A 12,118-nucleotide genomic window follows, 5' to 3' on the forward strand; every position below is an offset into this window, starting at 1 on the left:
AGTAATTAATAATGATTGTTAAATAACGCACTCATCTCATAATTGCTTAATAGAGATTCCAGCATTATTTCGTTAGACAATTCAGTAATAGAATAAAAATTGGGTATTAATGGTGATGAAAATGTCACTGAGGAAAAATCAAACTCTTCAACTGAGTTCAACTCATGGTTAACGTCAATAATAGTTTGGCTATAAGGTGTAGGCGCATTGCTGTAGTTCACATGCCCTAACAATAAGTTATAGAACATTAAGTTACGGCTTAACTCATAACTTTCTGAGAAATATTCCAAACTACCGACATTAGTTAGTATTGACTCCTGTGAAGGTAGGTATTGTTTAATATCCAGCGTATTAAGTTGCTTGTTGATATAAGCAACCGGTGCTAAAAAATCAGCTTTTTTACTGAATACGGTAAAACCATTCAAACGTTGGTTTTTAATAAAAGTAACCAATAAAAATTTTTCACTGTTGTAATAATAATATTGAAGATCATCATCTAATTTAGAAGGTTTAATGACTTGAGGAGATCCTAGGATTTGCTCCGTATAACGCTCAGTAAGTCCAATCCGCAATTTGCTAATACGCTTATATTCTATTTCGTTGGTAAACCTTGAAATCACTTCCTCATAAACACTAACAACGGCTTCTTTAGTATCATTCCACTGCCCAAGCGACAACATAATCAACACCACCGTAAAAGAGATATTTTTTATCTTTACTAACAAGGTAGAGTTATTATTTGCGGGAGTATCTGTATCGCTTTGTTGCATCCATTCACCTCTATTTGCGTACAAATAGTTTATTTCCAATAAAAAAAATACCACCTAAGTGGTAACATCGTGGAAATACTAAGGTTTTTTTAATAAAAAAGCGAAGAAAAAATTGAACTTTTATAGATTTTAACAATACATTTAAGAACAGAGATCACACTTTATAGGTTATTACATTTAAAAAGGCTTTATTAATATTATTTATTGACTTTATTTAATTAAAAAACACGTGAGTTCAGTGTTGTATCATTTATTTAAATGGATAAAACTATTGTTATCAACGCATAACGTACTATATTTTATATTAATAAAAATGCCTTCTAGTTTAGTTAATATTAAAATATTCCATTATAAATAGAGAGAATACTCAGTGAAGTCTATTCCCCTGCGTTGGTTAATTATTACACCCTTCGTACTACTTGCACTTATTGCAGGTGTGCTGATGTACTTTGTATCCACCGTCACCATTTCCAATATAGCTAATAATGTAGGCGAGCAATATATCAAGGAGGTGGAAAATCGAATTGATGATAGGGTGGGAGATTTCATTGCGCCACTCAGCGACATTTTAGAAATTAACCGTGATGCCTTTACTAACAAACCTGAATTACTGAATAACTTAACCCCCATCGCCACCCGCTTTTACGAGCAAGCTACCCCTTTTGAACATATGACGTTTATTTCCGTTGCCACAGCGGACGGTCGTTATCTCGCATCTGCACGCGATCCCATTGGTAAAATACAACACAACATTGCAGCAAATTTTATTAACAAACCTTTCACCATGGAAGGATTTAACTATCACCCTAAAAAGAGTATTGGCGCCAAGATAGAAACCGATCCCGCTTTTAGTTACGACCCAAGGGGAAGACCCTTTTACCTCGATGCTTTAAAAGCCCAAACGATAACTTGGAGTGATATTCATCCCTATTATGGTCGTCCAACATTGGGGATCGGCTTATCGGTTCCTATTTATGATGTAAATGGCAAAGTATTAGGTGTCACGGCAACCAGTGTTGCGTTGATTGAATTAGATGATTATTTAGAATCGTTAGAGCTAGTGGATAACGCTTACATTTTTTTAGCTGAAGAAAATGGTGCATTGATTGCCACTTCAAGCAAAGATGCTTTGTACAATATTACGGAAGGAACCTACACTAGGCTAAATCTCAACAACCACCCAAATCCCTTGTTTAAGATGGCTAGCCAGCACTTTAAAAAAGGCTCATATCATCTTAATCTTGATGGAGAAGCCTACTTATATCGCGTCAGTAACATCCAACTAAAATATGGAAAAACTTGGCTGATTGGAGTGCTTATTCCTTCTTCTTACCATGAAGGAATATTAACTGAATACACACAAACCACTATTTTCATTACGCTCTCTCTATTTGCTTGTATTGCAATCATTGGCTCCGCGATTGCTTGGTATATAGGCAAACCGATACAACAACTTAATAAAGCCGCTAATGATAAAAAAGTTGAAAGTATTCTATTACTCCCACAACCCATGAGCAGGATCCGCGAAATTTGTTCGCTCAATCAAGGTCTACATGCAATGGCCGAAAACCTTTTAGATATATTGCAACACCTAGAACAAAAAGTATCAGAGCGAACGTCTTATTTACAGGATGAAAATGAGAATTTACTTGAGAGCTCGCTCACCGACGAGTTAACAACACTTTATAACCGTCGAGGCTTTAACCTCGTATTCGAAAAAGCATTTAAATCAGCACAAAACAAAGCACACTCACTTACCTTTGTACTGGGTGATATTGACTACTTTAAACGTATCAATGACGATTACGGACATACTTTAGGTGACTGCGCACTAGTCGCCGTAGCCGCTAACCTCAAAAAACATACACGAGCTGCAAAAGATATAGTAGCGCGTTATGGAGGCGAAGAATTTGCCTTGGTATTTCTGGATATGGGAACGGAACAGGTCCTTGAAAGACTTAATAATATTCAACAGGAATTTTCTACTATCCCCGTCTTTGAAAATCAGCACATAACCATGAGCTTTGGCGTAGCTGACCTCAAGGAACATCCCAATGCTTCAGCTGAGGCCTTGATAGAAATAGCAGATAAGAGACTTTATAAAGCAAAAAATAGCGGTAGAAATAAGATTGTTAGTTAGTATTTAAGGGCCCTAAAAAGGAATACAGCGTTCTGGAATCGCTACCTAAATTACTTGAATGACATCATAAAAAGCTACCTTTAAGTAAGTGGAACTGCATTGCTAAAGGGTAGCGTGATGATAATTGTTAAAAGTAAGTATATGACAATGATCTTTTTGTCATTCAACTTATTGAATAAATTCAACTCAGTAGAGCCACAGCACTTACCTTTTCTTAAAAACTTACTTATTTTTCAGAGCCTAATTGGAAACTTATGGCTTGGTTACGAAGCTCAGTATATTTAACGATTAGTTGTTCCTGATTTAATTTTTCGTCACCAAAGAAAAAGGCATTGTTATTAAGAAGCTGAATAAAGTAATCATGGATAAAACTTAAAATCAAATCTGCTTTTTTAAGCGTATAAATATTACATGACTGACCATGCAAATCATCCAACAAGTCCAGTACGTTAGAGCGATAATTTTCAACTAAATACAACTCTCTTAACGCTTCTTCGTTACTCAGTGCTTTTTCCCATTTCAAATTAATATTGTTTTGATGGCTAAGAACACTAGCATCAGCTGCTGCATTTTTCAGGTTTTGAAGCTTAAGCAAATAGGCCTGTAACGCACATTGTTTTTCCAGACGATATAATTCAAATAACTCTTCCTTAGACAATTGAAGAGGATTTTTTAATAAGTAATCAAAAAAGAAGCGTGTTTCAAAGCGTTCGATACCGTGGAATAAAGGAGTATCTTGACCATTGCTATTAAAGTGCTTGAGTGGATTAAATTGATACATATAACCAAAATCAAACAACTTAATCCTATTATTATTGTCCAATAAAATATTGCCAGGGGATAAATCCCACTCAAAAAATCCGTTGAGTTCTAAATTGCAAATACATGTAAAAATTTGTTCAAAAATTGTTTTATTAAAACGTTGAGGAGGTGCTCCTACAATCCATGGAGAAAGAATAATCCCTTCAGTATATGATGCAAATTTGGTCTCAATTATATGATTAAAATCAGCCGCTTTAGTTTGCTTTAAAACGCTAAAATCATGGCGACGCTGCACCTCATTAAGAAAGGATGTTTGACCGTCGACATTATTCACTAGGCTAGCAGACCTTTTTAGCTTAAGTGTCCAGTGCCTATTTGCAAACTGGAGATGATAGACAACGCCAGTCAGCCCAGAGTCAAAGGTTTCAACAACATAATGAGATTCACTGTTTGTCGACTTTAATTCTGCTAATGTAATTGGGAAGCCTTTAAGATCACCTACTTCAATATTTTTACCATTCTCACAAAAGCTCAGTTGTGCCTGTTGTCGTACTTTTTCTAAACTCATTTTTGCTCCTTTATTTTACTCCTGCATAAAACGACTCGCTGAGCTTATAATTTCAATCACAATGAATAACATCCTGTTACCTTTACAGTAAGTGAGACTCGTTAATAAACAAAGTAAAACTTTAAGTTATTGCAGAGTGTTCGACTAGGTGAGGATTTAAACAAAACAGTTAGATACTGCAAATAAACGGAATATGAAGTAGCGATAAGAGGCATTGTAAAAAGACAAGTTGAGGCTGTATTATATGCACAGCTAGTAGCTAGATTATTAATATAACTCGAGGTTTTATGAAAATAATAAAAAAAGCATGGCAACACTATTGTGACTGGTTAGATGAAATGGGGTTAACCCCAGAAAACAAACGTTGCTGTGTACCACTTGATGAACGCGCACAAAAAGCGCTTCGCGCCGAGCAGCAACCTGACACTCCAACAGATAATAAAAAAGCGAATAAGTAACAATCCTCGTTAAAGCATTTAGTGCCAAAATATGGATCATGACGAAGGTAATCATTACACTAAAATAACGTAACTAGATCAAAAAAAAGCAACTATATTAAATTAACTATTGAGGTTCTGTTAATAGTTAATCTCAAGATATGAAGTGTTTTCTAATGATGATCAAGAAGCCTCTTTTTAAAGAGTAGATTACCTTTGTAAGTACACTTATTAAGATGAATTAGTACCACAATAATAATGATATTTAAGGATATAAAAATGGGATACAGCGACTTCGCAAATATTTTTTCAGAAAAGACAACCTATAAACCAGTTGAAACATTCGGCGCGGAACATCGCATCAATTTAGCTGAGCTTAAAGCGACTACAACAGCTGTATTTAAAGAAAGTGGAAAGATACCCGCCATCAAACATGTCAATGCTTTCTTCGGTTTGGGTCGTCCACTTCCATTGTTATCAACAAAAAATTACGTTGAGCAAATCGAGTTATCTATTAATAATGAGCAAGCAGAGTAAGGTTTATATGTAATTTACGCCTCATCAAGGCAAATTCTTTAACCTTACCTTCTAACCTTTAACTTCTAAAAGTTGTATGTTTATCCCCAAGTTCCTAAATCAGTTGGTGTGTGGTCAACTGATTTTGGCCAAATTCACGCACTCAAGTAAATGTCTTCGCTCAAAGACTTACTCTATAAACATTAAAATAAACAGTTTGATGTAATTAAAACGAAGACAATCTTTATCGGCTAGTTGAATAACTCACATCCCCTCTTACTATCAATCTAGAAACCTTAAATTAATCGTCTAAATATCTAACCTATTATAAAAGGCTGACATTGAATTATAGTATCGAAATTCTAAGTCGTTTACGCGCATAAGGGAACCTACAAATCATTACATAGTGACCAAATTAATTTACTAATGTGAGGCTTTCTTTTGGATAAAATGACCATGTGTATTTTCACAAACTGAGGCATGTTTAGACACCTATAGACCCTGTTATCTCTTAATGCGAGTGATTAGGTCACTATGTAAATTCTATTAACTTAAACAAGGGTAAGACGCTCCAATTATTTGAGTTCTAATTATATGCGCTTGTATTTGTACAAAGAGTTTATTTATGCAAGTATACAGAGGTAACCAACGATAAATCTATTAAGGGCAATCTATGAAAATAAATATTTCCGGTCACCATGTTGATGTTACTGATAGCATCAAAGAGCACTTAGAAGAAAAATTCGCTAAAATATCTACGCATTTCCCCACACTTATCTCGCTAGATGTGATCATTTCCAAAGAGCATGGTGAGTTTAATGTTGAGATTAGCACCAATTATGAAGGAACCAGCGTTGCTGTTAAAGGCAACAATGCAGTTATGTACCCAGCTATTTCGAATGCGGCTAAAAAATTAGATACCGTGTTAAAAAACCGTAAAGGTCAATTAAAAGCAGATTTGCATGAAAAGCCTGAACTGATTGAACCTGAAAGTGATGATGAAATTGAAGAAGAAGAAACTAACTTAAATTAGCCTATTCGATTAAACCAATCATATTAAAACGCAGCTTCGCTGCGTTTTTTGTTTTAGTACGATAAAAACCCCACAGAAACCTTCCATTTGCCTTTTTAAAATAACGCCTCTATTTTCTAAAAAATGATAATCGTGATTATCCGCTAACTAGATAACCAAACTTAGTTGACCATTTCACTTTATGTTACGAAGAAAAATTGACCAAATATTATAGTTTTCCAAATCGTTTGGTACAGTTTCGACTTAGTTTTCTAAGGCCTTTTGGGGCACAAACCGCCCTAGAAAAATACCGATAGATACAAAAAAGGCCACCATTTAGGTCGCCTCCAAGGACTCTTTAGAGATTTGAAGTTGGGGTTATGGTAAACACTGAAATGCACCATACAAGAATTCCTATAGCATATCTCGTTAATAAGAGTTTAAGTACAGCGCTATTAAAAATGTTTTACGCTGCATCGCTTACTCATCAAATGCCCCATCATTATTTATTAATACGACGATACCAATCATAGATAGCCCTGCCAATTGCATAAGGGTTGTCTTCTTGCACATAGTGAATACCCTCACCAATATAAGATATCTGTATATTTTTAGCGCGAGTTTCCCAATAATCAGCGGCTTCTGGTGGGTTTTGAGAGCCCAGTGTTGCGTACAAATATAACCATGGAATGTCAGTATTTTCAAGCCAAGTATTGTAGTCGCTGATCACTTTGGTAGTGACTGCGGGCTCACCTCCAATCGGTATTTCCAAAGGCCATTGGTAAACCTGTATACGGGATTTTTCAGTCGGAAATGGCTTTAGATACTCTTCGTGTGTAGCTTTGTCTAACGGACGAACAATAGCACCCGGTAGCGCAACTTCGAGAAACCAGTTATCTTCGATAATCAGTTTATGTCCTTTAATAGGATCACGAACCATTTTAGAAAATTCAGCTTTTTTATGAGGATAATCTTCGTAGCTCTTTGCCGGAAGAAGAGGTGCCATAAGCGCTTCCATCGTCACAATCGCTTTAATCCTTGATTCATTCAAACGAGCATAATGTAAACCAAGTCCAGAGCCCCAATCGTGGACAACTAAGGTAATGTTTTGAAGGTCCATTTTTTTCATAAATGCATCAAAATATAGATAATGATCTTCAAATGTATAATTTAACTCTGGCTGATCAGATTTACCAAAGCCGATATTATCAGGTGCAATTAAACGACCTTGCGATTCTAAGTGTGGCATGATGTTACGCCATAAATAAGATGATGTTGGTTCACCGTGTAAGAATAAAATAGGATCGCCTTCGCCAACGTCTATGTAAGCCATCTTAGATCCTAAAATATCGATAAATTGATGAGTATATTTAGTCGTTGATGGGATTTCAGTTGTTAATTGTAAGTTCATATTATCTCCAAAAAACTACCGTAAACGATAGGCTAATATATTATGGTTTAGGTTTAGGTTTAGGTTAATCACTATCAGTCATGATGATGCATGAGTATGTTCATATTGTCAGGTTTATACTTTCTTCTGCCATGCAAATTTTTGAAATGGTTTATCTACTGGCGTATTAGCAATATGGTTTACATAGTTACTGATGGTCTTTTGAGAAAGTCCCAAAATAATATCTAGCACTTGTCGTTGCTCGTAGCCTGCATCATAAAAAGCACTCAGCTCCTCTGTTGATACTTGTCCACGTTTGCGAACAATACTCAATGTCAAATCTAACAACGCTTGTAATTTAGGTGTTGGCATTGGTAGTTGATCTCGCAATGCTTCTGTCAATGCAGGGTCTACTTTCATCATGTTTGCAATAGCAGTATGAGCAGGCACACAGTAAGTACAGCCATGTTCGATATTAATTCCTTGCCATACGACGGTTAATTCTTCTGCATTAAATGAAGACTTAATGAAAAGATTATTGAGTTCATTATAGGCAATAAGCAGTTCTGGAGATTCTGCAATGATGCCATGCAGATTAGCAATCATGCCGTTCTTTTTAAGAGAAGTCGCTAATAATGGTTTACTTTTTTCTGGTGCAGTTTCCAGGGTATGAATAGTAAATGTGTTCATGGTATTAACTCCAATATTGAATAAGGTATCAACTCAGTCATTCACTGTATTGATTAATTGGTTGTTATTATTCCATAAAAAACACATCAGATAATCAGAGGTTTTTCCCATTGATTAGGGGGTTATTTGCTACAATAGAAGTCTAAGTGTAATAAAAAGTGCTAACTGGCTACTTTGAGTGGGATATTGCAAACAATAAGCCGATATGTAGTTTTGTGCTGACGAGGATTTTTATCATGGATATAGCAACAAGATTAGATCTGTTTTTCGATGTCGTTAAGCAAGGTTCTTATACCAAAGCGGCTAATCTTCGAAATATAGATAGATCATCATTATCTAAACAAATAAAAATGTTAGAAGATGAACTAGGAGCTCGTTTACTTAATCGTTCAACACGTTCATTATCATTAACAGAAGCAGGAAAAGAAGTACTTAAACAAGCAGAATTAGTGAGGCAAACCATTGCAGATACTCACCGGATTGTTGAATCTTTCCACAGTCAGCCTAAGGGCCTGCTTCGAATCACCAGCCCGACTTTATTTGGCAAACAATACGTACAAAAAGCTATCATAAAATTTATGAAAGCTTATCCAGATGTCCATGTTCAACTCATTTTAGATAATAAAAAACGCAGTATAATCGAAGATAAATATGATATTGCCTTTCGTATTGGAGAGGTACAGGATTCCAATTTAATCGCGCGAAAGCTATCAGAAAATAAACCAATTTTATTGGCTTCAAAAGGTTTTCTAAAAGAATATGGGACTCCTAAAACACCACAAGAATTGTTCGCACTACCGGCCGTTGTATATGCAAATGACGGTTTAGTTGTGAATCGAATTACCATTGGTGCTGACTCGAAATTAACGCCTGGCGTAATATGGGAGCTTCAAGGGAAATATCGAGTTAATGAGCCGGAACTTATTCTTGATGCCATTAAATCGGGTATTGGCTATGGAATGCTGGGCGCTTATATGCTCGATAAAAATATCAAAGAATATGGACTGGTGCCACTGCTGACCAATTACACCTTGCCTGAAACATTAGGCGATATTCATGCACTATACCCGCATCGTAACCCAACCCCATTAGTGAATAAATTCATAGATACGATAAAAGAGGTGATTGGTGAGACGCCAATTTGGGAAAGTTATATTGACAATTTTTCTGATTATTACAAAAAGAACTAAATTAGGCTGGACTTGTTATTTGATGTCCATTAATCACTTTACACATACTAAGTTTTTGTGGCTGAGTAATATTAGCCACGAGTTTGTAGGTTTCTAAATTGCTTTGGGGGCGAAAACGAGTTAGCTAATTACACTCGGTATTAAAAGCGAGCTTAGGTTTTTCAGAAGAAGTTTAAGCTAGCAAACTAAACAGTCATACAAGCATAAGTCAGTTGACATGCCCCCCTTCTAATTCCAACCCCTACCAGTAAATTTAGACAAACCTTAGTTTGTCTAAATTTAATTACCTTTGTCTATAATTTAAATACCCTACCACACATTACTACAACTACACATCTTGTCCTGCTGCCCAGCCGCAGCTCCAACACCATGCAAAATTAAAGCCCCCGAGCCAACCAGTCACGTCCATTGCTTCACCCACAAAATATAAGCCTTTAACGGATTTACATTCCATGGTTTTAGAGGAGATCACATCAGTATCAACACCACCGAGTGTGACTTCTGCCGTTCTATACCCCTCGGTGCCATTAATTAACGGTTGCCATTGATGAAATAATGCCACAATTTGTTGTAGCTCTTTTTCATTGAACTGTTTTAACGGACGACTTTCAATTTCAGCCAAGCCTAGCAAACACTCTACCACTCGTTTAGGTAGGTGTTGAGACAGCAATGTTTTAAGCGCTAGTTCAGGGCGATCTTGTTGTGTCTGTGTCAATAAGCTTTGCAGATCTTGACTGGGTAATAGATCTATCAAGATGGTATCACCAGCCTGCCAGTAGTTTGATATTTGTAAAATAACCGGTCCGCTCAAGCCTCGATGAGTAAATAACAAAGCCTCACTAAAGCTCATGGGCGTTTCTTTTTTAGCATGCCCTTTTTTATCTGACTCTTTACCTGCCACATCTTTTTTAATGGCAGTAGCGGTAGCGGGAAAACTAATCCCAGATAATTCAATGAGTTTATCTTTGAGTACCGGTTGTAATGTAAAAGGCACTAAGCCTGCACGGGTTGGTTTAACGGGTAAGTTATATTTTTCAGCTAATTGATAAGCAAAAGGTGTAGCACCTAATTTAGGCAGAGATAAACCGCCCGTCGCAACCACTAATGACTGACATTTAAAATCACCTTGGTTGGTTTGTACGGCAAAGTCGTTGTCTGCTATTTTCTGGTGGTCGATGACTTCACATTGCGTTTTAATGGTAACACCTGCCGCTTGTGCTTCATCTAACAGCATTTTTACTATTTGCTTTGCGCTATCATCACAGAATAGTTGCCCGTGGTCTCGCTCATGCCAACTGATATTGTGTTTGTCCACCAGCGCAATAAAGTCCCACTGTGTGTATCGGCTTAATGCTGATTTTACAAAGTGTGGATTACTACATAGGAAGTTGCTCGGCTCTACGTATAAGTTGGTAAAGTTACAACGCCCGCCACCACTCATTATTATTTTTTGGCCAATACGTTTTGCGTGTTCAATGAGTAAGACTTTACGGCCACGTTTGCCCGCTTCAATTGCACACATCAAACCTGACGCACCTGCGCCAATAATAATTACATCAAACATTGTTCACCTTAAACACAGTTAATTTGCTACTTGGTACTTTGACTCAATATTTTTTTGAAGCAAACGAAGATAAATTATCCCAACCTCTGCTTCGTTTTTTTAGAGTCTCTTATTATAAAACATTGAATCAATAGGCTTTAACTGCAACTATCTTTTCTGCTAAAAAATTATCGGCTAAGGATACACTATTTGCCTTTTTTAGGGGGAATTCCTCAGTGAAATAAATAGCAGACGATGGGCCGTTTTTTGTCGCACTGATTGTGTCTTTATCTGCTGTTTATGTTCGGGTTTATGATGGAGCTTATTAAGCTATTCCACCCTCTTGAATTAGAGGCTTATTTCAGCGTAATATCCATCAACAAGACATCAAGATCAATACTGACAATAACGAGTTCCAAAACCACAACGATAACTTGAGTGAGCACTAAGGGACGTTAATAAACGTTTATTCTGAGAAGAGGTTACGATGACTGATTTATACTTAATTCGCCACGGTGAAACATTATTTAACCAACTTGGCTGTTTTCAAGGTCATTCCGATAGCCCTTTGACTGCAACGGGCCACTTACAAGCATCTAATCTAGTTAGTTATTTTAATGATATTCCGTTACAACAATTTTATAGTAGTGATTTAGGTCGAGCTATCGCCACGGCAACGCCCCTTGCAAAGGCCAAGCAATTGCCATTACAAACTTGTCCTCTACTTCGTGAAATTAGTTATGATTATTTGGATGGTCAAGCAAAGCGCCAACTAACGGATAAAGATAGAGAGAAACTGACACGTTTATTTTCGGCTGAATTAGATTATAGAATTGGTGAGGGAGAAACCTTAGCCGAGGTGCAAATGCGTTTGTTTGATAAAATTAATGCGTTGAACAAACTGCATCAAGGACAGTCGATTGCGGTGATGACACATGGTTTATCAATAGTGATGTTAATTAAAAAAATACTGCAAATTCCAGTGGATGCTCCCCGGATGTTTAACGTCCACAACGCCAGTGTTTGTCATTTATCCTTTAGGTCTGGACAATGGGTTTTACAAAGCATTGAACGTAATGATGTAGGTTAAGGCTAAAGAA

Annotated in this window: 11 protein-coding genes; 6 read left to right on the plus strand and 5 right to left on the minus strand. The window is 36.5% G+C overall.

Going from position 1 to position 12,118, the window contains the following annotated elements; translation table 11 throughout:
- Nucleotides 1-5: 5 nt before the first annotated feature.
- Complete coding sequence (locus tag MT391_RS02790) at nt 6-770, minus strand: ETEC_3214 domain-containing protein (RefSeq protein WP_166368081.1); 765 nt, start codon at nt 768-770, stop codon at nt 6-8.
- 370 nt (nt 771-1,140) lie between these two features.
- Between MT391_RS02790 and MT391_RS02795 the strand changes: the two genes are divergently transcribed.
- Nucleotides 1,141-2,910, plus strand: a complete 1,770-nt coding sequence (locus tag MT391_RS02795; protein WP_499496855.1) for a sensor domain-containing diguanylate cyclase — start codon at nt 1,141-1,143, stop codon at nt 2,908-2,910.
- A 226-nt stretch (nt 2,911-3,136) separates the two neighbouring features.
- Here the strand turns inward: MT391_RS02795 and MT391_RS02800 are convergent, their stop codons facing one another.
- A complete protein-coding gene (locus tag MT391_RS02800; protein ID WP_499496856.1) occupies nt 3,137-4,240 on the minus strand; it encodes an AarF/UbiB family protein in 1,104 nt (367 codons plus the stop codon).
- 287 nt (nt 4,241-4,527) lie between these two features.
- On the opposite strand from MT391_RS02800, the gene MT391_RS02805 reads away from it, so the two are divergent.
- From MT391_RS02805 to hpf, 3 genes are all read left to right on the plus strand, one after another.
- Nucleotides 4,528-4,698 carry a DUF5363 family protein gene (locus MT391_RS02805; RefSeq protein WP_499496857.1) on the plus strand — a complete coding sequence of 57 codons (171 nt, stop codon included), beginning with the start codon at nt 4,528-4,530 and terminating at the stop codon, nt 4,696-4,698.
- A gap of 258 nt (nt 4,699-4,956) precedes the next feature.
- Nucleotides 4,957-5,214 (plus strand): hypothetical protein, encoded by a 258-nt coding sequence (locus MT391_RS02810; protein WP_166368089.1) that lies wholly within the window; start codon nt 4,957-4,959, stop codon nt 5,212-5,214.
- 652 nt (nt 5,215-5,866) lie between these two features.
- Complete coding sequence (gene hpf, locus MT391_RS02815) at nt 5,867-6,226, plus strand: ribosome hibernation-promoting factor, HPF/YfiA family (protein ID WP_499496858.1); 360 nt, start codon at nt 5,867-5,869, stop codon at nt 6,224-6,226.
- Nucleotides 6,227-6,707: 481 nt separating this feature from the next.
- On the opposite strand, the gene MT391_RS02820 is transcribed toward hpf, so the two are convergent.
- Together MT391_RS02820 and MT391_RS02825 are read right to left on the minus strand one after the other, a co-directional pair.
- Nucleotides 6,708-7,616 (minus strand): haloalkane dehalogenase, encoded by a 909-nt coding sequence (locus MT391_RS02820; protein ID WP_499496859.1) that lies wholly within the window; start codon nt 7,614-7,616, stop codon nt 6,708-6,710.
- Nucleotides 7,617-7,730: 114 nt separating this feature from the next.
- Nucleotides 7,731-8,285 carry a carboxymuconolactone decarboxylase family protein gene (locus tag MT391_RS02825; RefSeq protein ID WP_499496860.1) on the minus strand — a complete coding sequence of 185 codons (555 nt, stop codon included), beginning with the start codon at nt 8,283-8,285 and terminating at the stop codon, nt 7,731-7,733.
- Between the two features lie 236 nt (nt 8,286-8,521).
- On the opposite strand from MT391_RS02825, the gene MT391_RS02830 reads away from it, so the two are divergent.
- Nucleotides 8,522-9,475: a LysR family transcriptional regulator gene (locus tag MT391_RS02830; RefSeq protein WP_499496861.1), complete on the plus strand. Its 954-nt coding sequence runs from the start codon at nt 8,522-8,524 to the stop codon at nt 9,473-9,475.
- Nucleotides 9,476-9,803: 328 nt separating this feature from the next.
- Here MT391_RS02830 and MT391_RS02835 read toward each other — a convergent pair whose 3' ends face one another.
- Nucleotides 9,804-11,039, minus strand: coding sequence for a BaiN/RdsA family NAD(P)/FAD-dependent oxidoreductase (locus tag MT391_RS02835; protein ID WP_166368113.1), 1,236 nt, complete (start codon nt 11,037-11,039; stop codon nt 9,804-9,806).
- 466 nt (nt 11,040-11,505) lie between these two features.
- Between MT391_RS02835 and MT391_RS02840 the strand changes: the two genes are divergently transcribed.
- On the plus strand, nt 11,506-12,108 hold the full coding sequence (locus tag MT391_RS02840; protein WP_499496862.1) for a histidine phosphatase family protein: 603 nt from the start codon (nt 11,506-11,508) through the stop codon (nt 12,106-12,108).
- The last annotated feature ends 10 nt before the right edge of the window (nt 12,109-12,118 follow it).

Source organism: Vibrio sp. 1-Bac 57, assembly GCF_037546855.1.
In the GTDB taxonomy this organism is placed as follows: Bacteria; Pseudomonadota; Gammaproteobacteria; order Enterobacterales; family Psychromonadaceae; genus Psychromonas.

Coding starts and splice junctions, on each gene's coding strand:
- MT391_RS02830 (WP_499496861.1), top strand. CDS start 8,522: ATGGATATAGCAACAAGATTAGATCTGTTTTTCGATGTCGTTAAGCAA.
- MT391_RS02835 (WP_166368113.1), bottom strand. CDS start 11,039: ATGTTTGATGTAATTATTATTGGCGCAGGTGCGTCAGGTTTGATGTGT.
- MT391_RS02820 (WP_499496859.1), bottom strand. CDS start 7,616: ATGAACTTACAATTAACAACTGAAATCCCATCAACGACTAAATATACT.
- MT391_RS02805 (WP_499496857.1), top strand. CDS start 4,528: ATGAAAATAATAAAAAAAGCATGGCAACACTATTGTGACTGGTTAGAT.
- MT391_RS02800 (WP_499496856.1), bottom strand. CDS start 4,240: ATGAGTTTAGAAAAAGTACGACAACAGGCACAACTGAGCTTTTGTGAG.
- MT391_RS02810 (WP_166368089.1), top strand. CDS start 4,957: ATGGGATACAGCGACTTCGCAAATATTTTTTCAGAAAAGACAACCTAT.
- hpf (WP_499496858.1), top strand. CDS start 5,867: ATGAAAATAAATATTTCCGGTCACCATGTTGATGTTACTGATAGCATC.
- MT391_RS02840 (WP_499496862.1), top strand. CDS start 11,506: ATGACTGATTTATACTTAATTCGCCACGGTGAAACATTATTTAACCAA.
- MT391_RS02790 (WP_166368081.1), bottom strand. CDS start 770: ATGCAACAAAGCGATACAGATACTCCCGCAAATAATAACTCTACCTTG.
- MT391_RS02825 (WP_499496860.1), bottom strand. CDS start 8,285: ATGAACACATTTACTATTCATACCCTGGAAACTGCACCAGAAAAAAGT.